Source organism: Ruegeria sp. CG3 (genome assembly GCF_056537205.1).
Map to the genome: position 1 here is coordinate 248,547 of NZ_JBQFRC010000001.1, position 22,377 is coordinate 270,923.

The window sequence follows — 22,377 nt, forward strand, 5'->3', positions numbered from 1 at the left end:
AGACAGGACCCGCCTCTTATGCCCGATATCTTTGGGACAAACGGCGACGACGATATCGATGTCACCAATGACAACGGTACGCTGAATGGCACCCCTCAGGGTACGCCGATTGATGATATCCGCGCGCGCGGAGGCAACGACATCATCACTGTCACCAACAGTACCATCTCTGGCAGTGTCCGTGGAAATGCCGGGATCGATACGATCACGGTGATCGGCAGCACGATCGGCGGTCAGGTAAGAGCCGGATCAGACGACGACACGGTCACGCTGCAAGGCTCGGTCATTGGTAATATCCGTCTGGGCGGCGGAAATGATGTTCTGAACTTCCGCAGCACCAGCGTGTCCGGCGACGTGCGCGGTGGCAGTGGTACCGACACGCTGAACCTGCCTGCTGGAACCGTGGTTAATGACAGCTCGTTCGGGACATTTACCGTGTCTGCCGGCACCAGCTATTCGTTGACCAGCGGCAGTTTCACCCTGCCGTCGGGTATTACAGTCACCTATTCCGCATTTGAAAACGGATCCGGCGTTCCCTGCTTTACCGCTGGCACGAGCATTCTGACTGACCGCGGCCCGGTACAGGTGCAAGACCTGCGCACCGGTGACCTGATCTGTACGGCCGAGAGCGGCAACCAATCCATCCGCTGGATCGGTCGGCGCAGGTTTGATGCGGTTGATCTGAGGGCCAATCCGAAACTGCGCCCAGTTCGTATTTGCGCCGGGGCTTTGGGTGCAGGGCTGCCCACGCGGGACCTGTTGGTTTCCCGCCAGCACCGCATGATGGTCGGTTCTCGCATCGCGCAACGCATGTTCGGCCAGTCTCAAGTTCTGATTCCCGCGATCAAGCTGACGGCGCTGCCGGGGATATTCGTAGATTGCACGGTCGACAGCATCGAGTATTTCCATCTGCTGCTCGATCGGCACGAGATTCTGTTTGCCGAATCCGCGCCGACCGAAAGCCTGTATACTGGCCCTGAGGCGCTGAAATCTCTGGGACCCGCGGCAAGGACTGAAATCCTTGCGATTTTTCCGGAACTGGCTGATGAGAACCACGAATCCGAACCCGCTAGGTTGATCCCGATAAACCATCAGCAGGCCCGTCTGATTGCTCGTCACCTCAAAAATCACAGGCCTTTGCTTGTTGATGCCTGAGCCGTTTCAGGGCCATTTATTGGCAAGGAAAGATTTCGCAGCTGCTGTCTTGACCCTTCCGGCGATTCCCACTAAACGCATCCAACCAGTTTTCGGGCGCGACTTCGGGTTGTGCCCCTTGTGATTTGGCTGCGGATTGATGCCCGGCCTCCAGAAACAAAGGAAGAAACCATGTCGCGCCGTTGCGAACTGACCGGAAAAGGCCCGATGACTGGCAACAATGTCAGCCACGCCAAAAACAGAACTCGTCGTCGTTTTCTGCCCAACCTGAACGACGTGACCCTGCAGTCGGAAACCCTGGGTCGTGGCGTCAAGCTGCGCATCTCGGCCGCCGCGCTGCGCTCGGTCGATCACCGTGGTGGTCTGGACGCGTTCCTGGCAAAAGCCAAGGACGAAGAGCTGTCCGCCAACGCGCTGAAAGTGAAAAAGGAAATCGCCAAGGCGCAAGCCTCGGCCTGATTTTCCCAAAGACTGTTTCGTGGCCCCTGTACCCATTGGTGCAGGGGCTTTTCGTTTGTCGGTGGGCCTCAACCTGTCTCAAGCCTGTATTTCAGGAACTGCGCGCCGGAATAGGTCACCGGACCGACATAATGCGCGCCGATACGCCGTAGCGCGGAGAGATTGCGGCGGGACGGTGGAAGCAGAAAAGTGACATATGGAATGCGTTCATCGGCTCGGGCGAATGCGATGGCCTTGCGGGTGATGCGCGTGCCCAGACCGAAGGCATCCGCCGTCAGGACCAGAGCGAAATCCCATTCACTGCCTTCACGCTGGAAGCCGCCCCAGCCGACATAGCAACCGCCGGACGTGATCGCCCAGTGCCCAAGCCCGTCGCGTTCCCAGCAGGCCTCTTTTGCGTCTATGAAAGCCCGCGCCATCGCGATGTCCCAGGGCCCCGTCAGCAAAGGCAGATGCCGAGCGACGCGGGGATCAGACATGTGCCGTGCGATTTCAGCCGGCTCAATCTGCGGCAGCCTGAGGAACTGAATTTCTGTGTGCGCTTTGAGTGGCATGACCACGATCTACGCCTGAATTTCCGCCCAAACCAGACCGTCCGGATCACTTTGCCGTTGGGCGCGTGCCGCACGCGGCGTCGGTGCGGAAGGCAGAAGGGCGCGACTACGTGACATTGTTCACATACAGGGTTTTTAATCTGTTTTATGTATGCGGTTATTCTACGGCGGAGTGTGGTAATGTCTGCGAATACTTCAATTATTATTTCCTTCCTTTCGACTCTTCTGGTTGGCTCATTTTCCAGCTGTGCGCGGATGCAGCGGCGGGTGAACCGGCTGCATACCGGTCTCAACACCGGTCCGGATGATCGCGGAATTCTTTGAAGGTCTCGATCAAGACAAATTCAGGGGCCGGCCAGTCAGGCCGGCCCTTTTTCTTGGTTCGCGCCAAACTGTCTCAGCGTTCACGAAGGCACTTGAAGTCCGTTTCCGATCGGGCCTAAACCTCTGCCAAGATGACCCGATCCTATCGCCTCGTGTTGCCGTTGCTACTGTCGCTGATGCTGGTTCTGACAGGCCAGGGTTTTGCGGCGTCACGGGGATTGAATGCGGCGGTCGGTCAAATGGTGCTTTGCACCGGGAACGGTCCTGTGGTTGTCTATAAGGACGAGCACGGCCAGCCCACCAAACCACCTCATTTCTGTCCCGACTATGCGCTCAACTTGCTGGGTGCGGTTCTGGATGCCCCTCCGCCGGCACCGAAAGGGCCCGAGCGGGCAAAGTCTGACATACCGTTGCGTTCCGACAGCCTCGTTGCGGCTCCGATCCCGCAGCGACCGGCGCGCGCGCCGCCGGCCCCTGTCTGAGACCCTTCGCAACACAATCAGACAGTCAAAAAGGAGAGGCGAGATGCCCTTCAAATCAATTCTGCCCGCTATTTTCGTCGCTGCAATCATGTCCACCGCCGCCCATGCGGAAAGTGTGATCTCGGTTGAGGATGCCTACGCCCGATCCTCGGGGGCCAATGCCAAGGCTGGTGCGGCCTTCATGATGATCCGCAATTCAGGCGACACCGATGATCAACTCGTCGCTGTCAAATCCGATATCGCTGCACGGGTCGAGTTGCATACGCACAAGATTGACGACAACGGCGTGGCCAAGATGATGGAAGTCGAGGAGGGTTTTGCGATCCCCGCCGGCGAGGCGCATATGCTGCAGCGGGGCGGGGACCATGTGATGTTCATGGGGCTCAAGCAGCCGTTTGAGCAGGGCGCAACCATACCCGTCACTTTGGTTTTTGAGCGGGCCGGTGAGGTCGTTGTCGAGATTCCCGTGGACCTGGAACGGAAAGACGGCCACGGGCAAATGAAGCACTCGAACTAACAGAACGCCTGTCTTCGGGCCGCGATGCGGCCGTCATCCATGCGTCAGGCCGGGTCAAGCCCCGGCCTGTTCGCGTTTCAACTGCCGATCAGCGTTGTTCTTCACTTGTTGACCACGCGCATCGAAACCCGTTCTCCGGCCCGTTTGAAACGTGCGGCCATGAACAGCATGACGCCGGCAAAGGCCAAGGCGGAGAATGCGATTGCCCAGCCCAGTGCGACAACGCCGCTTCCGGGCCAGAAGATCAGCACCAGCCCGATGATAAGAGCCACGATGCCCGAGTTCCGGACGGTCGCACGTTCTGGGTCCAGCTGATGCATCTGGCCCAACGAAATCAGCGAGCCGATCCCGATGATCAACGCCCAGGCGCCCAGCAGAAAGAACGTCAGACGTGCTGTGCCTTCCGGCCAGATCAAAAAGACCAGCCCAATCAAGACCGCCCCGATACCCGCGCCTCCGATCAGTCCCCGCCGCCCAAAGCCAAGCAGGGTCAGGCCGCCATCGAGGATCAGCAGCACCCCTACCAGCCGCAGCAAAAGAGCGATGCTGCCCGTTGGCCAGAACAACGCGGCGACGCCAACGGCCCCCGCAAGCAATCCGCGCAGCAGGAACGTCCACCACAGATCCGCAAGGGTGTCGCCCAGCGCTTCGCGGCTGTCGATGCCTTCGTCGTCAACGATTTCACCACGGGGGGCTTCAGGCTCGGTCATCTGTTTCTCCTGGTTCAGGTTCTTTCAGCTTAGCCCAGCAGAATGATCCGTGTCACCTGCGGCCCAGCAAGTCATCGACCCAGCGTGGCACGATCTGGGTGGCGGGGCCAAGCAGCGTCTGATCGAAGCTGGATGCACCAACCGAAGGCTCGAGGTTCAATTCGACCGTCTGTGCGCCCGCAGCTATGGCTTCGTGCACGAAGGCCGCAGCCGGGTAGACTTGGCCAGAGGTTCCGATGGCGGCGAATATCCCGGCCTGTGCCAGATGGTCGTAAATCTGATCCATGTGGTAAGGCATTTCGCCGAACCACACGATGTCGGGTCGGGCGGTTGCCGCGCGGCAGGCGGGGCACGGTTCGCCCACGGACATTTCCGCTGGCGCAGTCCAGCGATGCCCGCAAGAGGCGCACAGCGCGCCGGACAGGATGCCGTGCATGTGGATAACCCTGGTCGCACCTCCGGCTTCGTGCAGGCTGTCCACGTTCTGCGTTACGATCACCACTTCTCCCGGCCAGTCGTGCTGAAGCCGGGCCAGTGCTGTGTGGGCTGCATTTGGGTCGGCGCCACCCGCCTGCACCCGGCGCGCGTTGTAGAAGCCATGGACAAGGGCAGGGTTTCGGGCAAAACCTTCGGGTGTCGCCACGTCTTCGATCCGGTGCTGGGCCCACAATCCGCCTTCATCGCGAAAGGTGCCCAATCCGCTTTCCGCCGAAATCCCGGCTCCGGTCAAAATCACGATCTTTTCCATTCGCCCTCCACACGTTAAACCCGAGCCATGTCACAGCGTATCCTGTTTGTCTGCCTCGGCAACATCTGCCGTTCCCCTGCTGCCGAAGGTGTTTTCCGTGTCAGGGCGCCTCATCATGCCTGTGACAGTGCCGGAACGTCCGACTGGCATGTCGGGGATCCACCCTATGCGCCGATGCAACACGCGGCTCGCAACCGAGGGCTGGAGCTGAGCGATCTGCGCGCGCGCCAGTTTGCGGTGTCTGATTTCGACAGGTTTGACCTAATCATCGGTATGGACAGCGAAAACATCGCCAAGATCGAGGCTTTGCGCCCGGCCGACAATCCTACACCCGTACGCTTGTTGACCGATTTTGCGCCCCACACCGGCGCCGATCATGTGCCCGACCCCTACTATACCCGTGATTTCGACGGGGCGCTGGACCTCATCGAAGCCGCCGTGGATGGGTTGGTGGCATATCTGGACGGCTAGCCGCCGATCACCTTCAACTGACCTGATAACCAGGGCAGGCGGGAAAGGGCTGGTTCGATCATCTGGCTTTGCATCAAACGGCGCGTCATGCCCGCGACTTCGCGCGGAACCTGATCTGACCAGTCAGACCGAGTGAACAGGGAAATAGTGCGCGAGAACTCTCCGAACGGAGCCGGGTAGACATCCATGCCTTCGTGGAAGCGGGCTGCCCGCATGTATCCCAACGGCGTGGTGATCGCCCAGCCAAGGCCGCGTGCCACCATCGCCATCAGTGCCAAGTGCGACCCGATCTCGAACCGCTCTTCGAACTGCAGCTGTTGCCGCGCCAGGTGGCTTTCGATTTGCCGGCTGATCAACTGTTCCCGCGCATAGCGCAGAAAGGGCAGGGTCTGCAAAGCAGCCTCTACGCCCCCATTGGGCACACCGCCCTTCGGCGCGACCAGAATGAAAGGATCCTGCACCAAAGGGTACTCCACCACGCCTTCAAGCACCTCGCCGCTATGGGCCGAAACCGCCAGATGCAGGCGTTGCGAAGCCAGCGCCTCAAAGATTTCGAGGCTGGGGAGAGTTATGAGTTTGAACTTGGAACGGGTCAGGCTGTCGGCCAGCAACGTGGCAAGACGCGGGGTCAGGTCATTGTCGAAATCGTCGATCAGGCCGATCGAAAGCGTGCTCAGATGACCCAGGTCCATGACCGACAGCTCGCTTTGGGCCATCTGCAACTCGGCCAGTACGGATTCGGCCCGCGCCAGAAAGCTGCGCCCGGCTTGGGTCAGGCGCATGGGTCTGCGCCCGTGATCCACCAGGTCCGTGCCCAGAGCATTCTCGAGATTGCGCAACTGCTGGCTGACCGATGGCTGGCTGAGTCCGGTAATATCGGCAGCCTGTGCCACCGAACCGGTCCGCGCCAAGGCCTCGAACACTTCGAGACCGCGCAGGGTCAACCCTTTCGTCACCATATGATTTCCCTTTCACTGCGCCATTACTGAGGCGCAGGGCGGGTCAGGTCAAGGATCGCGGTCAGCGTCAGCTGCAGATCGCCTGCGCCATGCGGCCAAAGTTCTGATACCGCTCCCACAGCGCGTCATCGCGAGCGGATTTCGACATCTTCAGCTCCTGGGCCTGATGCGGGTCGGTGAACCACTTGGCCACGGTTTTCTGGTCTTTGTTGGTCAAAGCCTGATCTGCCACCCGCTGGATGCACTTGCACCTGTCGCGTGTCGCCGCCGAGCGGTCGGACGCCAAACATGCACGTTTGATCTGTGCCGCTTCGGTCATGGCCGGGGCCAAAGTGATAAGCGATGTGGCGCATAGCGCGATAATGAGGAACTGTTTCATGCTCATGCCTCGTTTTGCCTGCCCGGAGGAGTCTTGTGTCCCTCTCGGCTTGCGGCGCAGTATCGTCCAAGTTTTCCTGCCGTTCAACAATTTGCTTTCAGAAACTCCGTACCTGAGTCGAAAGTGCCGCGGTTGGCACTATGGTCGGCCGTGGCATGCCCTTCGAACCCCGTTTTGGACGGTGCAACACGGCCGAGTTCTGTCTACGTACGGTCGCCTGAATGCAGCTGAGGGCTTGGAACGAAGCCAACCGCAGCGTCGTGGCCTCATAGCGCTGAAATATGGGGCGTCCGACGTGCTGTCTCACCTTGACCAGCGTCCGATTTCGAACCATATCCCGACGCTATGACAGACCTCGCTCATATCCGCAATTTCTCCATCGTCGCGCATATCGACCATGGCAAATCCACCCTTGCCGACCGGCTCATCCAGGAGACCGGGACTGTGCAGGATCGCGACATGAAGGAACAGCTGCTCGACAGCATGGATATCGAGCGCGAACGCGGCATCACCATCAAGGCCAACACGGTCCGCATCGACTATACCGCCGACAATGGCGAAAAGTATGTGCTGAACCTGATCGACACCCCCGGCCACGTGGACTTTGCCTATGAAGTCTCGCGGTCCATGCGCGCGGTCGAAGGCTCGCTGCTGGTGGTCGACTCGACGCAAGGGGTCGAGGCGCAGACCCTGGCCAACGTCTATCAGGCCATCGACGCCGACCACGAGATCGTGCCGGTGCTGAACAAGATCGACCTGCCGGCCTCCGACTGCGACCGCGTGGCCGAACAGATCGAGGACGTGATCGGTATCGACGCCACCGACGCCATCCGCGTCTCGGCCAAGACGGGAGAGGGGATACACGAAACGCTCGAGGCGATCGTGCACAAGCTGCCCGCGCCCAAGGGCGAGCGCGACGCGCCGCTCAAGGCGATGCTGGTGGACAGCTGGTACGACGCCTATCTGGGTGTGATCGTTCTGGTCCGCATCATGGACGGCGTTCTGAAAAAGGGCATGCGGGTCAAGTTCATGTCGAACGGCACCCTGCACCATGTCGACCGCGTGGGCGTGTTCCGCCCCGAGATGCAGATGGTCGACCAGCTGGGTCCGGGTGAGATCGGCTTCCTCACCGCCTCGATCAAGCAGGTCCGCGACACCCGTGTGGGCGACACCATCACCAATGACCGCAACGGTGCCGAAACCGCTCTGCCGGGCTTCAAACCCGCGCAGCCGGTGGTTTTCTGCGGCCTGTTCCCCGTGGACAGCGCCGAATTCGAAGACCTGCGCGACGCGATCGAGAAACTGGCCCTGAACGACGCCAGCTTCTCGTTCGAGATGGAAACCTCGGCCGCGCTGGGCTTTGGCTTCCGCTGCGGCTTCCTCGGCCTGCTGCACCTCGAGGTCATCCGCGACCGCATCGAACGCGAATACGATATCGAGCTCATCACCACCGCGCCGTCGGTGATCTATCACGTCTACATGAAAGACGGCGAGATGATCGAGCTGCACAACCCCGCCGACATGCCCGACATGTCCAAGGTCGACCACTTGGAAGAACCGCGCATCAAGGCCACCATCCTTGTGCCCGACGAATACCTGGGCGACGTGTTGAAACTCTGCCAAGACCGCCGCGGCATTCAGATGGACCTGACCTATGCGGGCAGCCGCGCGATGGTCGTCTATGACCTGCCGCTGAACGAGGTCGTCTTCGACTTTTACGACCGCCTGAAATCGGTGACGAAAGGCTATGCCAGCTTCGACTACCAGATGACCGGCTACCGCGAGGACAGCCTGGTCAAGATGTCGATCCTGGTGAATGACGAGCCGGTGGACGCGCTGTCGGTCATGGTCCACCGCGACCGCGCCGAGACCCGCGGCCGCGCCATGTGCGAAAAGCTGAAAGAGCTGATCCCGCGCCACATGTTCAAGATCCCGATCCAGGCGGCCATCGGCGGCAAGGTCATCGCCCGCGAGACCCTATCCGCGCTGCGCAAGGACGTGACCGCGAAATGTTACGGTGGGGATGCCACGCGTAAGCGGAAACTGCTGGAAAAGCAGAAGGCCGGCAAGAAAAAGATGCGCCAGTTCGGCAAGGTCGACATCCCGCAAGAGGCGTTTATTTCGGCGTTGAAGATGGACAGTTAGTCCGCGCTTGCCGCCGCTTTGGTCGCTTCTTCCTTCCATCTACGTTGCGTTTCTTTCGAGCCGACGACTTCGACAAATTCGGCTGGATTTCGATTTGCAAAACGCTGGATGGCGGCGCGCCCAGCTTCAAAGTAAACGGGTCTTTCCGAAAGATGTTCAAAACCAGTGTTTTTTTCATCCCCGCGGGGGTTGTCCCAAAAGCCTAGATGTGTCGCCGCCTTTCTTAGATGTTGTTCAGTCCAAGGAAACCAATCACCAAAGATTTTTGCTATCGGGTCCTTGAGGACCCGCGCCGCCCTTTTGGGTAGCAAGGGTTTTCGCGGGTCTTTCTCTGAGGGAACGGTAAGTTTTACTTGTCCTCTAATCTGAAAGGCTGGCGCGCCGTTGTCTTCCACTAGTTTGGCGCGATCAATGATATTCAAGCTCTTTGCTGCTGCTTCCGGGACCCAGAGAGTAACGTTTTCATCCGCTCTTCCATATTTTCGGAAGTCGGCAACTGCTACATTCTCGTAGCCAATTTCCTCGGCGCGGTTGAGCAATGACAGGATTGAGTTTCTAGTTTTTGTATCCCGCCAATCGAGTATGCTGCCGAATTCTTCTCCTGAAATTGGCTTGGTTTGGCCAGACCGCCGAGCGTATACGACGCCTTGAGAGAGAACGGTAGTATTTTTCTTCTCTTTTGTCTGAATGTCTTTAATTGCGATTATCGGTCGATTGGCATGGGTCTCTACTAGCATCTCTATGACGCGAAGGTCGTCGATTTCGTGTTCAACAACTTGAATCTCTGGGGCGGGATAGAGGCTAGAAAGAATTAGATCCTGAATTGTAGCTTCGTCCGGAAACTCTCTAACACCGGTCACATAGCGAGGGCGATCACTAACACCGAACACAATCCTGCCGCCCTTCCCATTTGCGAATCCGGCAATGGTTTTTAGACACTTTCTTATGGCGTTTGCGTCGCCGTTTTCCTTGAACTCTAGGTCTGTGCGCTCGCGAGAATTTACCTTCCAACGGCCATCGGGTTCCTGATGGCAACCTAACAATTCGGTGAGAGTCATTTGAGGTTTTTTGTTTTTGGTTGGAGTTATGCGAACAGTATTAGCATTCAGGTCGCTGCGATCAACTATCGCTTGTACTTGAAGGCCTTACTACAAAACTAATCTGAACCTTTGCAATTGCGCATTGCTCAAAGTTACTCCCCGCCCGGCGGCACCGCCGGGCCGCGCCGACCCGCCCCCATGGGGCGGCGCGTTTGCGCCTCCCCTCGGGCCGGCGCTGCCCTCATCTCTGCCAATCAACCGCCACACCCGCGCTTGCCGCCGGGGGGGGGCGATTTCACCCGACCGAGGTCCGCTGAGCCGGGAGGCGTTTCGTGATATCCTGCCGCCCTCATTATGGGAGGATACACCGATGAAGCATCTGACGATCGCTTCCGCACTCTGGCTGTTCGCCATGCCCGCTTTCGCCTTCCAATGCCCCACCGACATCGCCGCCATCGGCGCGGCTCTGGCGGCAGGCACCGACCTCAGCGACGAAGGCCAGCAACTGCACGACGCCGGGGATCACCAGGCCTCGGTCGATACGCTGGCCAAGGCCAAGGACATGCTCGGCCTGAACTGATCCTGCCACCCGTCGACAACTCTGGGAGGGGCCTCTCTACAACGTGACCCACTTCACAGCCCCTCCGACCCGCACCTGCTAAGGTTGACCTAACGGAAACCAGCGGCGGAGGCCTTTATGTCCATGATCCCCATCATCGCGCTTGGATCGGCGGGTCTCTATTCGGTGGCCATGATCTCGATGAAGTTCTGGTGGAAACTCCCCGGCTTCGGGCTGGGGCTGCTGATCGTCGCCACCTTGCTGGCTGCCGCCACCCTGGAACTCGCCGCGCTGCGCGACGAACGGCTGGGCATCATCTATACCGGCATTCTGGGGGCCGAGGTCGTGCTGATCGCCATCGCCTCGTTCTTCCTGTTCGGCGAGTCCTTTTCCTACCGCGAGGGGCTGGGCATCGCCCTTGTCATCGCGGGCACCGCGCTGGCCTGGGCCTGAGCCCGTCGGTGAGCGCCGCATGAACCCTTCATGAAGTTTCCCTTAGGTAAGTTGTAACGGCCGCGCGCCCTTCCAATCTGTTCAGCAGGCCAGCAAGGCCGGCCGATCACAGGGAGAGAGCCCATGACCAGATACATGACCGCCAGCGCCGCCGCCGTGGCCGCGACATTGACCATGGGCTCTGCCGCCCTCGCCGATGCCATGCCCGACCTGCGCGGCACGTGGACGGCCAGCCAGACCACGGTGTCGCCGTCGAACGCCAACACCGCCACCGCGCCGCGGTTCAACACCTCGGAATGGGTGCTCGAGATCCAGGCGCAGCACGAAAACGTCTTCTGGGGGCCCAGCATGTGGCGGCGCAATGCCATGGATGACTGGACGATGCACGAGGCCACCGGCTCGATCAGCCAGGATGGTTCGGGCAAGATCGGCATTGTCGAAACCGCTGCTGATCCGACCTCCGGCGTCAATGCGCTGATCGATGCGCGGTACGAGGACGGCAAGATCTATGCGGATTTCCGTAGCCTGCGGACTGGAACCACCTACAGCACGGTTCTGGAACGACAGGTGAACTGAAGCGTCTCCGGCCCAGGCGGTTGTAGGGGGTAGTTGCCGTTGCCCGATTTTGCGGGAGACGGAGAGTAGTAGGTTGCCTCGTCCGGGTCGGAACGCTTCTCAATTCGTGGGCTGCACGTTCGTTCACCGTTGCGTGTGGCGACTCATCGATGTCGATTCGAGCGATATGCCCGTATCTGTCACGTCAGGTCCGCCATGAGGGCCGGGATTTTCTCTTCGCACCCGCAGAAATCGCCCAATTGAACGAAGAGAAATCGGCCTTCGGCTTTTCCCAGCGCAACCCAGCCGGATTTCATCATTTCCCGACTTATCCACATCGTCTTCCAGTCGGATATCAACATTTTATCCCCGGCTAATTTTCATGCTGCAGTGCTATTTTCTTGCCGGACGGGAGGGCGAGTGCCAAGGTTCAGACATCGCCAAGGCTCATGACGATCCAAGGCGGGACGCAAAGGTCAGGGGGTCCTGGCACCGCAGGCAGATCTTAGGATTTTCGTCGGGTTGCAAGGGCTTACCGGTAGGTGACCAGTCAGGAGGGGCGCAAGCCCGGCTTGAGCGGTCAGCTTCTCAGAAGGCCAGAGCGGGCGGCAGAGCGCCATCAGGTGCTTTGCGGCAGCGAGGTCCCCTCGGGGGCTGAAGCAACTGGATCGGGGCGTCCCTCGGGCGTGTCGACCCGGCAAGGCGTCAGGGGTGTCCGCAAGGGCACATGCAAAGACCGCGTCTGCGCACCTGGCGCCTTTTCCTTTTGCCGATTTCGGTTTCGTACAGGCTTCCACTCACCGCCCGTCAGAACGGGAACGGGGTTCTTGCGCAATTGCACGAGAACCCCGCAGTCGTGTCAGTAATGCATTACCGCGTCTATGCACCTGTGGCAGGGACAATAATCCGGTCGCCCGGAACTTTCAACCATATGTTGGTAGTGCTGCGCCGCTGTCCGCTAGATGCTGACGGGTGTCAGAGGCTTTCCTGAACGTCCGTCGCCGCGCCCTGGATGGCGTCGCCGGCTTTTTCGATGTCTTTGCCCGCGCCTTTTGCGGTTTCACAGGCCGTCAGGGCCAAAAGGCTCAGCCCGATCAGAATAGTGCGGATCATCGATATCTCCTTGGTTGGTCGACTACCAATCGGTAGCACCATTCAGGCAATGCAGACAAACCTTTTTGGGTGATCAGCCTTTGCGGAAGATGGGACCAAGGATGGCCGTCGCGACAAAGATCAACGCGGCCGCGCAAACGATGCTTGGTCCAGCGGGTGTATCCGCCCAATATGCACCGCCCAGCCCGCCCAACGCCGCCGTCGAGCCTATGATCGCAGCGGTGAAAGCCATACTTTCTGGGGTGCGGGCCAAAGGGCGGGCTCCGGCCGCTGGAATGACCAGCAGGGCCGCGATCAGAAGAATTCCGACAACTTTGATGGCGACCGCAACGGCCAGTGCCATCGCCAGAGTCAGCCATAGTTCTTCTCGTTTAGGATCGATCCCGGATGCCTGAGCCAAGTCCGGGTTGAGTGTCGAAACCAGAAGGGCTGACCAGCGCCAGACCATCAGCGCCAAAATCGTGGCGCCACCGATCCAGATCGTGGCCAGATCGGACTTTGTGACGGCAAGGATATCGCCGAACAAAAAGGCATTCAGGTCCAGTCGGACATCGGACAGCAACGCCACGGTTACCAAGCCGGCGGCCAGTGCGGTGTGTGCAATCACACCCAGAAGCGTGTCCATGGCGTAACCGCGACCGCGCAGCAGGCTGACCGACAAGCCCATGGCAAGCGCAGCGGCAATGATTGCGGGCAGCATCGGCAGAGAAAAGCTGAGCGCCAGCGCTACACCCAATACGGCCGCATGTGCGGTGGCTTCTCCCAGATAGGCCATGCGCCGCCAGACGACAAAGCACCCCAGCGGTGCCGCGGCGATCGAAACACCGAGCCCTGCAAGGGCTGCGCGAACCATGAAATCGTCCAGCATCAGTGTGACGTATCCTGCGCGTGATTGTGATCGTGGGTATGACTGTGCTTGTGTTGGTACAAGGCCATCGTGCCCCGCGTTCCGCTGCCGAACAACGCCCGATATTCGGGCGCGTCCGCGACCATTTGGGGTGCCCCTTCACAGCAGACATGCCCGTTCAGGCACAGAACCCGGTCGGACGCGGCCATGACGACGTGCAAGTCATGGCTGACCATGACTATGGCGCAGCCGAGGTCCGTGCGAACCTGTTCAATGCGTTCATAGAAGGCAGCTGCGCCGGGCTGATCAAGCCCCTGGGTTGCTTCGTCCAGCAGCAGCACCTGAGGCTCTTCCAGCAGCGCGCGGGCCAGAAGGACGCGTTGAAACTGACCGCCGGACAGCCGGGTCATCTGTCTGTCACGCAAGTCCGGCACGCCGGCCAGTTCAAGCGCGGTTTTGGCCTTGCTGGCCGAAACCCGCTTCGGCAGACCAAGGAATCGTTGCACCGTCAGCGGCAGAGCGGCGTCCAGCGCGAGTTTTTGGGGGACGTAGCCGATCCGCAAACCCGGAGCGCGCCGAACAGTGCCCTGAGCCGCGGGAACTGCCCCGATCATGGCGCGCAGCAGGGTCGATTTTCCCGAACCGTTCGGGCCGACAATGGTGACGATTTCACCAGCGGCGATCTGGGCGGATACGTTGTCCAGAATGAGCCGGCCATCCAGGCGAACCGACAGGTTCTGTAGAGAAATGAGGGGGGTCGTCATGGCTGCGTTCCAATGCAGTCCGGGCAAAGACCTTCGGCCTCGACCACGATCCTTTCAATGGTGAAGCCTGACGTATCGGCGGCAGCACCAAGCCGGCCCTGGGTCAGCTCGGTTTCGGTTTCGGCCACGGCCTTGCACGCCCGGCAAATCAGAAACGCAGGCACGTGGTCGTGCGTGGGGTGGGCGCAGGCCGCATAGGCGTTCATCTGCTCGATACGGTGCACGAACCCATGCTGCACCAGAAAGTCCAGTGCACGATAGGCCACCGGAGGTTGCGACCCCATGCCTTCGGCCGACAGAACAGCCAGAATGTCATAGGCTCCCATTGCCTTGTGCTGCTCCAACAATATCTCCAACACCCGGCGGCGCACCGCCGTGAACTGAAGCTTTTGGTTGGCGCATTTTTCCTCGGCCTTGCTCAGCGCGGTTTTCATGCAGTGGTTATGATTGTGGTGCCTGAAGCCTACTGTGCTCATGTGCGCTCCGAAATTTTTGACTTGATATGTTATAACGTGGGCAATATCAAGCCGATCAGCAATGTAATAACATATCATTTAAGGAGGTGACATGTCCCGAAAATTCTTGTTGCTGGCCGGCGTCGTGCTGGCCGGAAAGGCGGCGGCCGATGCGCCCAACGTTGCCGTCGATATCGCACCGGTTCACGCGTTGGTTGCCCAAGTCATGGACGGTGTTGCCGAGCCTTCCCTGATCATCCCGCCCGGAGCCTCACCTCATGATCACGCCATGCGCCCGTCCGAGGCGCGAGCGTTGCAATCTGCGGACGTGGTTTTTTGGGTAGGCCCGGAATTGACCCCGTGGATGACGGGACCACTTGGCGCCCTGTCCGAGGGAGCGACGCAGGTTGAGTTGCTGGAGGTGGCGGGGACCGTGCGGCACGATTTCCGCGACTTGGCCGATCATCATGAGGGCGAAGAGGAGCATGCAGACCGCGACGATCACGACGATCATTCGGACCATGATGACCATGCAAAAAACGATGATCACGAGGATCACGCAGAACACGAGGATCATGCAGGTCACGACGACCATGCGGACCACGATGAACATGAGAAACATGAAGAGCACGCTGATCACGATGCACATGACCATGACCACGGGCATGACCATGACGGTGTAGACCCGCATGCCTGGCTGGACCCGGAAAACGCGCGCGTCTGGGTGCAGACAATTGCCGAAACCCTGTCAGAGAAGGACCCGGATAACGCTGCGCGGTACCAAGCCAATGCGGACAAGGCGGTTGAAGGCCTGAGTGCTTTGGAGGCCGAGATCCGGGCGGATCTGGCGCAGTCAGAACCGCGGTTTGTCACCTTTCACGACGCCTACCAGTATTTCGAACACCGGTTCGATCTGGCGTCGTCGGGCACCGTGAGCCTGGGCGACGCGGCCGCACCCGGACCGGCACGTCTGGCCGAGCTCAGAGCCCGGATTGAAGAGGAAGGCATTGATTGCGCTTTTTCCGAGCCGCAATTTGACACTCGCCTGATCTCTGCCGCGACCGAAGGGGTGGATGCACAAATCATCGTGCTTGACCCGATCGGGGTTGCGCTCGAGCCGGGTCCAACCCTGTATCCGGACCTGTTGCGCGCAATGGCCGCAAGTTTCCAGGCCTGCAGCGGCAACTCGTGAACAAAGAAGGGCGCAACGAACTGTTGCGCCCTTCGCCGTTCAATGGGTTTTCTGACTTATTCCTCGTCGCAGAACAACTCGTATACCGTTTCCAGCATTTTGCGAGGCCTGTCGTCTGCAAGGCGATAGTAGATTGCCTTGCCTTCGCGCCGGGGCGTGACCAGCCCCTCAAGGCGCAGCCGCGACAGTTGCTGTGAAACGGCGGCCTGTCGGGCGGACAGCAGTGACTCGAGTTCAGTCACCGATTTTTCGCCGGATACCAGATGACAGAGGATCATCAACCGGCCCTCGTGGCTGATCGCTTTCAGAAAATTCGAAGCGCGGGTTGCGTTAGCGGCCATCCGGTCCATGTCGTCGCGCGAGATGTCTTCGGAAAGTTGGGGAAGTGCCATCTTCTTGTCCTTGTTGGCCCCTTGGTGAGTGTGGGGCAGGTGTTCCCTTTGTTAGTTTCGCCTGAGCGAATTGGGTCTCTATACAGAATGATCAGATATTTCCATATGCATGGATCAAAATGGCGTGATGAAAGCGCTGTGAATGGCGGCGAGGCCAAAAAACAGCCGGGTATTTGCGTTCTGCGCGGTTGTTCGCTCTGTTTTGCGGGATCCCGACGATGCGGACTGATCCGTATTTCTCAATCGGCGTCGCGTGTCCGCTGCCCCTTGCAGGCCCCCGAAGGCAACACTAAGACTCATGTAACTTCTCATCGGGTATGGTCCCGGTTCACACCAAAGCAGGCAGGTTCCGAATGTTCGATCCAGTTGACACCTACATGAATACGCTCGTCCCGATGGTCGTTGAGCAGACCAGCCGCGGCGAAAGGGCCTATGACATCTTCTCTCGCCTGCTGAAGGAGCGGATCATCTTCATCAATGGCCCGATCCATGACGGGATGAGCCACCTGATCGTAGCGCAGCTTCTGCATCTGGAAGCCGAGAATCCCAACAAGGAAATCTCGATCTACATCAACTCGCCCGGCGGTGTCGTGACCAGCGGTCTGTCGATCTACGACACAATGCAGTACATCAAGCCAAAATGTTCGACATTGGTGATCGGCCAGGCGGCCTCGATGGGGTCGGTCCTGCTGGCGGGCGGAGAGAAGGGGATGCGCTTCTCGCTGCCGAACAGCCGCATCATGGTGCACCAGCCCAGCGGCGGTTACCAGGGTCAAGCCAGCGACATCATGATTCACGCGGCCGAAACGCAGAAGCTGAAGGATCGTTTGTACGATATCTATGCCAAGCATACCGGACAGTCGAAAAAGGCCATTGAAAAGGCTTTGGACCGTGACAATTTCATGAGCCCGGAAGAAGCAAAAGAGTGGGGCCATATCGACGAGATCGTCGAAAGCCGCTCCAAATCCGAACCGACCGAAGCGTGATGCGGAAACCCCGCACCCACGGGTGCGGGGTGCGATTTTGACATTGTAGCTGCCCCGGTGCTGGCCTAAGCTGCACGGACAGGCGGCAAGCGCGGTCCGGATCCGGGCCGCAGGGATGGAGCCCGAAAGGTAGAACATGGCGACGAATTCAGGCGGCGACAGCAAGAACACGCTCTACTGCAGCTTCTGTGGAAAAAGCCAGCATGAGGTGCGTAAGCTTATTGCTGGACCGACCGTGTTCATCTGTGATGAATGCGTCGAACTGTGCATGGACATCATCCGCGAGGAAACCAAAGCCAGCGGACTGAAATCCTCGGACGGTGTGCCCACCCCCAAAGATATCTGCGAGGTGTTGGACGACTATGTCATCGGCCAGGCTCGGGCCAAGCGTGTCCTGTCGGTTGCCGTGCACAACCACTACAAACGTCTGAACCACGCGCAGAAGGCCGGTGGTGACATCGAGTTGGCCAAGTCGAACATTCTGCTGATTGGTCCGACCGGGTGCGGCAAAACCTTGCTGGCGCAGACGCTCGCGCGGATTCTGGACGTGCCGTTCACGATGGCTGACGCGACCACGCTGACCGAAGCCGGTTACGTGGGCGAGGATGTCGAGAACATCATCCTCAAGCTGTTGCAGGCCAGCGAATACAATGTCGAGCGCGCCCAGCGCGGCATCGTCTATATCGACGAGGTCGACAAGATCACTCGTAAATCCGAAAACCCCTCGATCACCCGCGACGTGTCGGGCGAGGGTGTGCAGCAGGCCCTGCTGAAGCTGATGGAAGGAACCGTGGCCAGCGTTCCGCCGCAGGGCGGGCGCAAGCACCCGCAGCAGGAATTCCTGCAGGTGGACACCACCAACATCCTGTTCATCTGCGGCGGCGCTTTTGCAGGTCTGGACAAGATCATCGCGCAGCGCGGCAAAGGCTCGGCTATGGGTTTTGGCGCCGATGTGCGTGACAATGACGAACGCGGCGTGGGCGAGATCTTTCAGGATCTCGAGCCCGAGGATCTGCTGAAATTCGGGTTGATCCCGGAATTCGTTGGACGTCTGCCGGTGCTGGCAACGCTTGAGGACCTGGATGAGGACGCGCTTGTCACCATCCTGACCAAGCCCAAGAACGCGCTGGTCAAGCAATACCAGCGTTTGTTCGAGTTGGAGAACGTCGAACTGGACTTTACCGACGACGCGCTTGCGGCGATTGCCAAGAAGGCGATCGAACGCAAGACCGGTGCCCGCGGCCTGCGTTCCATCCTGGAAGACATTCTTTTGGACACGATGTTCGAACTGCCGGGCATGAAGAACGTGACCAAGGTGGTCGTTAACGAAGAGGCCGTGACGTCGGACGCGCAGCCGCTGATCATCTATGCGGATGCCGCGCCGGAATCGGCATCTGCCGGCTGAACTGTTTGAAATTTAATGCAGATACGGCGCGGCAAAGTCCGCGCCGTTTTCATGTGAGGGCGTCATGACGATCCAACGTATTTCCTCGGGCGGTGAGTTCGAAGCCAAGGTCGGCTACTGCCGGGCCGTTGTCGCGGGTGGCTGGGTCCATGTTGCCGGAACGGTCGGGCAGGGCGAAGGCGTCGTCGACCAATGCCGCTCGGCGCTGACGATCATAGGCAACGCCTTGGCAGAGGCGGGCGCCTCTTTTGCCGACGTGGTGCGCGTGACTTATATGCTGCCCGATCGCCGCGAATTTGAAGCGTGCTGGCCGGTCCTGGCCGAGACGTTCGGTGCCAACCCGCCTGTTGCGACGATGATCGAATGCGGCTTGATTGATCCAAAATACCGAATCGAAATCGAGGTCACCGCATTCTTGCCCAAGTAATGGGTGCGCTCTTTGTGGCTCTGGACCTCTGCTCGGCTTTGGTCCATATCTGCATGGACAGAAATGCCGGAGGCAGCCGATGGGAATCCTGAACACTCTTTTGCGGGCCGTGACCTGGTGGAACGGGGCCACTCTGAACACGCAGATCTACACTGCGCGCAAAGGTATCAAGGTGGGCGAGGACGATCAGGGCAACGTGTTTTATCGCAACGCCGATGACAGCAAACGGTGGGTGATCTTCAATGGAGAGGCCGAGGCCAGCCGGATCGACCCGGAATGGCACGGCTGGTTGCACCGCACCTGGGATGAGCCTCCGACCGACAAGCCACTGCCACACAAGGCGTGGGAAAAGCCGCATCAGGAAAATCTTACGGGCACCGCGATGGCCTATGTGCCGGCGGGGTCCCTGCGCCGTCCCGATCCGATCGAGCGCAAGGACTACGAAGCCTGGAGCCCAGAATAAGCGAGATCCACATGTCGACCCACAACATGACCGAAGTTCTTGTCGGCGGTGTCGTGCTGGCCAGTGCATTGGCGTTTGGCGTGTATGCCAGCCAGTCCACGGGCTGGTCGCGCGAAAACGGGGGCTATCACCTTGAGGCGTCCTTTCGGTCGCTTGAGGGTGTGGCGGTGGGCACAGATGTGCGCCTCGCGGGTGTAAAGATCGGCACCGTGACCGATGTCGAGTTGAACCCTGAAACCTACCGTGCCGATACGACGATCTCGGTTGCCGAAAACATCCAGATTCCGGATGACAGCGCGATCGTGATCTCGTCCGAAGGCCTTCTGGGGGGCAACTTCGTCGAGGTCATGCCCGGCGGATCTCCGTTCTATTTTGAGCCGGGCGATCAGATTGAAGACACGCAAGGAGCCGTCAGCCTGATCTCGTTGCTGGTCAAGTTTGTGGCCGGGGATGGCAGCGAATGATGCGTGCCGCCCTGATGGCGCTGCTGTTGGCCGCGACGACGGCCGGCGCGCAGCAGAAGGTTTCCTCGGGACCGGGGGCCATGCTGCGCGGGCTGGACAAGGTCAGCGGTCAGACGGTGGACGTGCAGGTGCCGACCGGTGATACGGTCGAAGTTTTCGGCTTGGATGTCGCCTTGGGTGATTGCCGGTATCCGTCTGAAAACCCGACCGGTGACGCGTTTGCCTATCTTACGATTTGGGAAAAGGGAAAGGCCGACCAGCTGTTCGACGGCTGGATGATCGCCACGTCCCCGGCGCTCAACGCCCTGGATCACTCGCGCTACGATGTCTGGGTAATCCGTTGTATCACCCCCTGAGGGGTCTGACACACCTCGGCGGTGAAATCTGCGCTGGAAGCAGTGGCCTGATCCAGAAGTTGGCGGTATTGCTGTCTGGGGATTTCGATCGCCCCCAACGAAGCCAAATGTGCCGTCAGAAATTGTGTGTCGAACAGTTGAAAGCCCGTCTGGCGCAATCGGTCGACCAGATAGGCGAGCGCAATTTTTGACGCATCGGTACGGCGCGAAAACATGCTTTCCCCGAAAAATGCCGCACCCAAGGCAACTCCATAGACGCCACCGACAAGCTCCTCGCCCTCCCAAACCTCAAGTGAATGGGCGCGGCCCGAGTGGTGCAGTTGGGCATAGAGTCTGCGCAGTTCGTCATTGATCCAGGTGTCCGCCCGGTCCGCGCATCCGTCTACGACGGCTGCAAAATCCCGGTTTATGGTCACGGAGAACCCGCAGTTCCGGATGCGTCGCGCAAGGCTGCGGGAGATGTGAAACCCGTCCAACGGGAATACACCCCGCAGCTTTGGATCGACCCAGAAAAGATCCGGGTCGTTCCTGTGTTCAGCCATCGGGAAGATTCCAATGGAATAGCCGTGCAAAAGCAGATCAGGCGTCAGGCCCATGGCTCACACCGCGGCGACAAGCCCGAGAGCGCGTGCTCTCGCGGCTTGGTCGATACTAGGCCATGTTCTCCGCAAGCCAGTGCTCCAGCCAGTGGATGTTGTAATCGCCGCTGTGGATGTCGGGTTCCTGCAGAAGTGCGTGAAACAGGGGAACCGTCGTGTCCACACCGTCCACGATCAATTCACCCAAGGCCCGATTCAACCGCGCCAGCGCTTCGGGGCGGTCGCGCCCGTGCACGATCAGCTTGCCGATCAACGAGTCGTAGTAGGGTGGGATCGAATACCCGTTGTACAGCGCCGAATCCATCCGGACACCCAGGCCGCCCGGTGCGTGATACGCCGTGATCTTGCCCGGGCAGGGCGCGAAATTCGGCAGCTTTTCGGCATTGATCCGAACTTCGATCGCGTGGCCGTTGATCTCCAGATCATCCTGGCCGAACGACATCGGTTCTCCGGCCGCAACAAGGATCTGCTCGCGAACAAGGTCGACGCCGAAAATGCCTTCGGTCACAGGGTGTTCGACCTGCAGGCGGGTGTTCATCTCAATGAAATAGAACTCGCCATTTTCATACAGGAACTCGATCGTGCCCGCGCCGATATAGTTGATCTTGGCGACCGCATCCGCGCAGACCTTGCCGATTTGGGCGCGTTCCTCAGGAGTGATGCAGGGGCCCGGAGCCTCTTCGAATACTTTCTGGTGACGGCGCTGCAGCGAACAGTCGCGCTCAGCCAGGTGGACCGCATTGCCCTTGCCGTCGCCGAAGACCTGAATCTCGATGTGGCGGGGCGTGGTCAGGTATTTCTCGATATAGACTTCGTCATTGCCGAACGCGGCTTTGCCCTCGGCCCGCGCAGTCATGAAGGCGCTTTCCATTTCGGCCGCGGTCTGCGCGACTTTCATGCCGCGTCCACCACCACCTGCGGTGGCCTTGATGATGACCGGATAGCCGATCTCTTCACCGATGCGCTTGGCCGACTCAAGATCCGGAACGCCGCCGTCCGAGCCCGGTACGCAGGGAACGCCCAGCTCTTTCATGGTGTCTTTGGCGGTGATCTTGTCGCCCATGATGCGGATGTGTTCCGCGGTAGGGCCGATGAACGTGATGCCGTGGTCTTCGACGATCTGAACGAACTCGGCATTTTCGGACAGAAAGCCATAGCCGGGGTGGATCGCCTGGGCGCCGGTGATTTCACAGGCCGAGATGATCGCGGGCATCGAGAGATAGCTCTGGGGGCCGGGTGCCGGTCCGATACACACGGACTCGTCAGCCATGCGCACGTGCATGGCGTCACTGTCAGCGGTCGAGTGCACGGCAACCGTCGCAATCCCCATCTCGCGCGCGGCGCGGATCACACGCAGGGCGATCTCGCCTCGGTTGGCAATCAGGATCTTGTCGAACATGGGCC

General features: G+C 59.7%; 28 protein-coding genes. 15 read left to right on the forward strand and 13 right to left on the reverse strand.

Translation table 11 applies throughout. The annotated features are described in order from the left end of the window. The first annotated feature begins 18 nt into the window (after positions 1-18). Positions 19-1,155, forward strand: a complete 1,137-nt coding sequence (locus ACR0NB_RS01165) for a Hint domain-containing protein (protein WP_480774740.1) — start codon at positions 19-21, stop codon at positions 1,153-1,155. 171 nt (positions 1,156-1,326) lie between these two features. Then, positions 1,327-1,614: a 50S ribosomal protein L28 gene (rpmB, locus tag ACR0NB_RS01170; RefSeq protein WP_039532366.1), complete on the forward strand. Its 288-nt coding sequence runs from the start codon at positions 1,327-1,329 to the stop codon at positions 1,612-1,614. A 68-nt stretch (positions 1,615-1,682) separates the two neighbouring features. Here rpmB and ACR0NB_RS01175 read toward each other — a convergent pair whose 3' ends face one another. Next, positions 1,683-2,168 carry a GNAT family N-acetyltransferase gene (locus ACR0NB_RS01175; RefSeq protein WP_480774741.1) on the reverse strand — a complete coding sequence of 162 codons (486 nt, stop codon included), beginning with the start codon at positions 2,166-2,168 and terminating at the stop codon, positions 1,683-1,685. Positions 2,169-3,017: 849 nt separating this feature from the next. On the opposite strand from ACR0NB_RS01175, the gene ACR0NB_RS01180 reads away from it, so the two are divergent. Then, positions 3,018-3,491 (forward strand): copper chaperone PCu(A)C, encoded by a 474-nt coding sequence (locus ACR0NB_RS01180; RefSeq protein WP_170435219.1) that lies wholly within the window; start codon positions 3,018-3,020, stop codon positions 3,489-3,491. A 101-nt stretch (positions 3,492-3,592) separates the two neighbouring features. Here the strand turns inward: ACR0NB_RS01180 and ACR0NB_RS01185 are convergent, their stop codons facing one another. Together ACR0NB_RS01185 and ACR0NB_RS01190 are read right to left on the reverse strand one after the other, a co-directional pair. Further along, positions 3,593-4,201: an HdeD family acid-resistance protein gene (locus tag ACR0NB_RS01185; protein ID WP_170358289.1), complete on the reverse strand. Its 609-nt coding sequence runs from the start codon at positions 4,199-4,201 to the stop codon at positions 3,593-3,595. A gap of 52 nt (positions 4,202-4,253) precedes the next feature. Further along, positions 4,254-4,949 carry an NAD-dependent deacylase gene (locus tag ACR0NB_RS01190; RefSeq protein WP_170435217.1) on the reverse strand — a complete coding sequence of 232 codons (696 nt, stop codon included), beginning with the start codon at positions 4,947-4,949 and terminating at the stop codon, positions 4,254-4,256. A 27-nt stretch (positions 4,950-4,976) separates the two neighbouring features. Here ACR0NB_RS01190 and ACR0NB_RS01195 point away from each other — a divergent pair, with 27 nt between their 5' ends. Then, entirely contained in the window at positions 4,977-5,420 is a 444-nt protein-coding gene (locus ACR0NB_RS01195; RefSeq protein WP_480774742.1) for a low molecular weight protein-tyrosine-phosphatase, read from the forward strand. On the opposite strand, the gene ACR0NB_RS01200 is transcribed toward ACR0NB_RS01195, so the two are convergent. Next, the gene (locus ACR0NB_RS01200; protein ID WP_480774743.1) at positions 5,417-6,379 is read right to left on the reverse strand and encodes a LysR family transcriptional regulator; all 963 of its coding nucleotides are present in this window, start codon (positions 6,377-6,379) and stop codon (positions 5,417-5,419) included. The two genes, ACR0NB_RS01195 and ACR0NB_RS01200, sit on opposite strands and share 4 nt — an antisense overlap. A 67-nt stretch (positions 6,380-6,446) precedes the next feature. Next, a complete protein-coding gene (locus ACR0NB_RS01205) occupies positions 6,447-6,758 on the reverse strand; it encodes a hypothetical protein (protein ID WP_170358294.1) in 312 nt (103 codons plus the stop codon). Between the two features lie 345 nt (positions 6,759-7,103). Here ACR0NB_RS01205 and lepA point away from each other — a divergent pair, with 345 nt between their 5' ends. Next, entirely contained in the window at positions 7,104-8,903 is a 1,800-nt protein-coding gene (lepA, locus tag ACR0NB_RS01210; protein WP_170417689.1) for a translation elongation factor 4, read from the forward strand. On the opposite strand, the gene ACR0NB_RS01215 is transcribed toward lepA, so the two are convergent. Beyond that, positions 8,900-9,961, reverse strand: a complete 1,062-nt coding sequence (locus ACR0NB_RS01215) for an AlbA family DNA-binding domain-containing protein (RefSeq protein ID WP_480774744.1) — start codon at positions 9,959-9,961, stop codon at positions 8,900-8,902. The genes lepA and ACR0NB_RS01215 overlap by 4 nt on opposite strands. Positions 9,962-10,313: 352 nt before the next feature. Between ACR0NB_RS01215 and ACR0NB_RS01220 the strand changes: the two genes are divergently transcribed. The 3 genes from ACR0NB_RS01220 to ACR0NB_RS01230 all read left to right on the forward strand — a co-directional run bounded on the left by ACR0NB_RS01220 (position 10,314) and on the right by ACR0NB_RS01230 (position 11,531). Then, on the forward strand, positions 10,314-10,523 hold the full coding sequence (locus tag ACR0NB_RS01220; protein WP_480774745.1) for a hypothetical protein: 210 nt from the start codon (positions 10,314-10,316) through the stop codon (positions 10,521-10,523). A gap of 117 nt (positions 10,524-10,640) precedes the next feature. After that, positions 10,641-10,955, forward strand: a complete 315-nt coding sequence (locus tag ACR0NB_RS01225) for a hypothetical protein (protein WP_254429350.1) — start codon at positions 10,641-10,643, stop codon at positions 10,953-10,955. A gap of 123 nt (positions 10,956-11,078) precedes the next feature. Next, the gene (locus tag ACR0NB_RS01230) at positions 11,079-11,531 is read left to right on the forward strand and encodes a hypothetical protein (RefSeq protein ID WP_480774746.1); all 453 of its coding nucleotides are present in this window, start codon (positions 11,079-11,081) and stop codon (positions 11,529-11,531) included. A 954-nt stretch (positions 11,532-12,485) separates the two neighbouring features. On the opposite strand, the gene ACR0NB_RS01235 is transcribed toward ACR0NB_RS01230, so the two are convergent. From ACR0NB_RS01235 to ACR0NB_RS01250, 4 genes are all read right to left on the reverse strand, one after another. Next, on the reverse strand, positions 12,486-12,623 hold the full coding sequence (locus ACR0NB_RS01235; protein WP_093962692.1) for an entericidin A/B family lipoprotein: 138 nt from the start codon (positions 12,621-12,623) through the stop codon (positions 12,486-12,488). A gap of 73 nt (positions 12,624-12,696) precedes the next feature. Then, complete coding sequence (locus ACR0NB_RS01240; protein ID WP_480774747.1) at positions 12,697-13,491, reverse strand: iron chelate uptake ABC transporter family permease subunit; 795 nt, start codon at positions 13,489-13,491, stop codon at positions 12,697-12,699. Further along, the gene (locus ACR0NB_RS01245) at positions 13,491-14,234 is read right to left on the reverse strand and encodes an ATP-binding cassette domain-containing protein (protein ID WP_480774748.1); all 744 of its coding nucleotides are present in this window, start codon (positions 14,232-14,234) and stop codon (positions 13,491-13,493) included. The genes ACR0NB_RS01240 and ACR0NB_RS01245 overlap by 1 nt, the downstream gene beginning before the upstream one ends. Then, positions 14,231-14,710 carry a Fur family transcriptional regulator gene (locus tag ACR0NB_RS01250; RefSeq protein WP_170458389.1) on the reverse strand — a complete coding sequence of 160 codons (480 nt, stop codon included), beginning with the start codon at positions 14,708-14,710 and terminating at the stop codon, positions 14,231-14,233. Before ACR0NB_RS01250 ends, ACR0NB_RS01245 begins: the two co-directional genes overlap by 4 nt. Before the next feature lie 91 nt (positions 14,711-14,801). Between ACR0NB_RS01250 and ACR0NB_RS01255 the strand changes: the two genes are divergently transcribed. Beyond that, positions 14,802-15,881 (forward strand): zinc ABC transporter substrate-binding protein, encoded by a 1,080-nt coding sequence (locus ACR0NB_RS01255; protein ID WP_480774749.1) that lies wholly within the window; start codon positions 14,802-14,804, stop codon positions 15,879-15,881. A 56-nt stretch (positions 15,882-15,937) separates the two neighbouring features. Here the strand turns inward: ACR0NB_RS01255 and ACR0NB_RS01260 are convergent, their stop codons facing one another. Then, positions 15,938-16,273, reverse strand: a complete 336-nt coding sequence (locus tag ACR0NB_RS01260) for an ArsR/SmtB family transcription factor (protein ID WP_093962687.1) — start codon at positions 16,271-16,273, stop codon at positions 15,938-15,940. A 353-nt stretch (positions 16,274-16,626) separates the two neighbouring features. On the opposite strand from ACR0NB_RS01260, the gene ACR0NB_RS01265 reads away from it, so the two are divergent. From ACR0NB_RS01265 to ACR0NB_RS01290, 6 genes are all read left to right on the forward strand, one after another. Beyond that, positions 16,627-17,259: an ATP-dependent Clp protease proteolytic subunit gene (locus tag ACR0NB_RS01265; protein ID WP_093962686.1), complete on the forward strand. Its 633-nt coding sequence runs from the start codon at positions 16,627-16,629 to the stop codon at positions 17,257-17,259. Positions 17,260-17,395: 136 nt separating this feature from the next. Then, positions 17,396-18,664 carry an ATP-dependent Clp protease ATP-binding subunit ClpX gene (gene clpX / locus ACR0NB_RS01270; protein ID WP_170337591.1) on the forward strand — a complete coding sequence of 423 codons (1,269 nt, stop codon included), beginning with the start codon at positions 17,396-17,398 and terminating at the stop codon, positions 18,662-18,664. Positions 18,665-18,728: 64 nt separating this feature from the next. Next, on the forward strand, positions 18,729-19,091 hold the full coding sequence (locus tag ACR0NB_RS01275) for a RidA family protein (protein ID WP_170338037.1): 363 nt from the start codon (positions 18,729-18,731) through the stop codon (positions 19,089-19,091). A 79-nt stretch (positions 19,092-19,170) separates the two neighbouring features. After that, positions 19,171-19,554, forward strand: coding sequence for an NADH:ubiquinone oxidoreductase subunit NDUFA12 (locus ACR0NB_RS01280; RefSeq protein WP_093962683.1), 384 nt, complete (start codon positions 19,171-19,173; stop codon positions 19,552-19,554). Between the two features lie 11 nt (positions 19,555-19,565). Beyond that, positions 19,566-20,018, forward strand: coding sequence for an outer membrane lipid asymmetry maintenance protein MlaD (gene mlaD, locus ACR0NB_RS01285; RefSeq protein ID WP_093962682.1), 453 nt, complete (start codon positions 19,566-19,568; stop codon positions 20,016-20,018). After that, positions 20,015-20,374, forward strand: a complete 360-nt coding sequence (locus tag ACR0NB_RS01290; RefSeq protein ID WP_170358308.1) for a DUF2155 domain-containing protein — start codon at positions 20,015-20,017, stop codon at positions 20,372-20,374. Before mlaD ends, ACR0NB_RS01290 begins: the two co-directional genes overlap by 4 nt. Here the strand turns inward: ACR0NB_RS01290 and aat are convergent. Next, positions 20,338-20,970: a leucyl/phenylalanyl-tRNA--protein transferase gene (aat, locus tag ACR0NB_RS01295; RefSeq protein ID WP_170441632.1), complete on the reverse strand. Its 633-nt coding sequence runs from the start codon at positions 20,968-20,970 to the stop codon at positions 20,338-20,340. The two genes, ACR0NB_RS01290 and aat, sit on opposite strands and share 37 nt — an antisense overlap. 55 nt (positions 20,971-21,025) lie before the next feature. After that, positions 21,026-22,372 carry an acetyl-CoA carboxylase biotin carboxylase subunit gene (gene accC / locus ACR0NB_RS01300; protein WP_170358311.1) on the reverse strand — a complete coding sequence of 449 codons (1,347 nt, stop codon included), beginning with the start codon at positions 22,370-22,372 and terminating at the stop codon, positions 21,026-21,028. Between the last annotated feature and the right edge of the window lie 5 nt (positions 22,373-22,377).

Excerpts from the sequence above, each read along its gene's own strand:
- ACR0NB_RS01245 (WP_480774748.1), bottom strand. The coding sequence starts at position 14,234 with ATGACGACCCCCCTCATTTCTCTACAGAACCTGTCGGTTCGCCTGGAT.
- ACR0NB_RS01250 (WP_170458389.1), bottom strand. The coding sequence starts at position 14,710 with ATGAGCACAGTAGGCTTCAGGCACCACAATCATAACCACTGCATGAAA.
- ACR0NB_RS01190 (WP_170435217.1), bottom strand. The coding sequence starts at position 4,949 with ATGGAAAAGATCGTGATTTTGACCGGAGCCGGGATTTCGGCGGAAAGC.
- ACR0NB_RS01165 (WP_480774740.1), top strand. The coding sequence starts at position 19 with ATGCCCGATATCTTTGGGACAAACGGCGACGACGATATCGATGTCACC.
- ACR0NB_RS01235 (WP_093962692.1), bottom strand. The coding sequence starts at position 12,623 with ATGATCCGCACTATTCTGATCGGGCTGAGCCTTTTGGCCCTGACGGCC.
- ACR0NB_RS01290 (WP_170358308.1), top strand. The coding sequence starts at position 20,015 with ATGATGCGTGCCGCCCTGATGGCGCTGCTGTTGGCCGCGACGACGGCC.
- rpmB (WP_039532366.1), top strand. The coding sequence starts at position 1,327 with ATGTCGCGCCGTTGCGAACTGACCGGAAAAGGCCCGATGACTGGCAAC.
- accC (WP_170358311.1), bottom strand. The coding sequence starts at position 22,372 with ATGTTCGACAAGATCCTGATTGCCAACCGAGGCGAGATCGCCCTGCGT.
- ACR0NB_RS01240 (WP_480774747.1), bottom strand. The coding sequence starts at position 13,491 with ATGCTGGACGATTTCATGGTTCGCGCAGCCCTTGCAGGGCTCGGTGTT.
- mlaD (WP_093962682.1), top strand. The coding sequence starts at position 19,566 with ATGTCGACCCACAACATGACCGAAGTTCTTGTCGGCGGTGTCGTGCTG.
- ACR0NB_RS01230 (WP_480774746.1), top strand. The coding sequence starts at position 11,079 with ATGACCAGATACATGACCGCCAGCGCCGCCGCCGTGGCCGCGACATTG.
- ACR0NB_RS01280 (WP_093962683.1), top strand. The coding sequence starts at position 19,171 with ATGGGAATCCTGAACACTCTTTTGCGGGCCGTGACCTGGTGGAACGGG.
- ACR0NB_RS01275 (WP_170338037.1), top strand. The coding sequence starts at position 18,729 with ATGACGATCCAACGTATTTCCTCGGGCGGTGAGTTCGAAGCCAAGGTC.
- ACR0NB_RS01185 (WP_170358289.1), bottom strand. The coding sequence starts at position 4,201 with ATGACCGAGCCTGAAGCCCCCCGTGGTGAAATCGTTGACGACGAAGGC.
- ACR0NB_RS01205 (WP_170358294.1), bottom strand. The coding sequence starts at position 6,758 with ATGAAACAGTTCCTCATTATCGCGCTATGCGCCACATCGCTTATCACT.
- ACR0NB_RS01215 (WP_480774744.1), bottom strand. The coding sequence starts at position 9,961 with ATGACTCTCACCGAATTGTTAGGTTGCCATCAGGAACCCGATGGCCGT.
- lepA (WP_170417689.1), top strand. The coding sequence starts at position 7,104 with ATGACAGACCTCGCTCATATCCGCAATTTCTCCATCGTCGCGCATATC.
- ACR0NB_RS01195 (WP_480774742.1), top strand. The coding sequence starts at position 4,977 with ATGTCACAGCGTATCCTGTTTGTCTGCCTCGGCAACATCTGCCGTTCC.
- ACR0NB_RS01255 (WP_480774749.1), top strand. The coding sequence starts at position 14,802 with ATGTCCCGAAAATTCTTGTTGCTGGCCGGCGTCGTGCTGGCCGGAAAG.
- ACR0NB_RS01180 (WP_170435219.1), top strand. The coding sequence starts at position 3,018 with ATGCCCTTCAAATCAATTCTGCCCGCTATTTTCGTCGCTGCAATCATG.
- ACR0NB_RS01220 (WP_480774745.1), top strand. The coding sequence starts at position 10,314 with ATGAAGCATCTGACGATCGCTTCCGCACTCTGGCTGTTCGCCATGCCC.
- ACR0NB_RS01260 (WP_093962687.1), bottom strand. The coding sequence starts at position 16,273 with ATGGCACTTCCCCAACTTTCCGAAGACATCTCGCGCGACGACATGGAC.
- ACR0NB_RS01265 (WP_093962686.1), top strand. The coding sequence starts at position 16,627 with ATGTTCGATCCAGTTGACACCTACATGAATACGCTCGTCCCGATGGTC.
- clpX (WP_170337591.1), top strand. The coding sequence starts at position 17,396 with ATGGCGACGAATTCAGGCGGCGACAGCAAGAACACGCTCTACTGCAGC.
- ACR0NB_RS01200 (WP_480774743.1), bottom strand. The coding sequence starts at position 6,379 with ATGGTGACGAAAGGGTTGACCCTGCGCGGTCTCGAAGTGTTCGAGGCC.
- aat (WP_170441632.1), bottom strand. The coding sequence starts at position 20,970 with ATGGGCCTGACGCCTGATCTGCTTTTGCACGGCTATTCCATTGGAATC.
- ACR0NB_RS01175 (WP_480774741.1), bottom strand. The coding sequence starts at position 2,168 with ATGCCACTCAAAGCGCACACAGAAATTCAGTTCCTCAGGCTGCCGCAG.
- ACR0NB_RS01225 (WP_254429350.1), top strand. The coding sequence starts at position 10,641 with ATGTCCATGATCCCCATCATCGCGCTTGGATCGGCGGGTCTCTATTCG.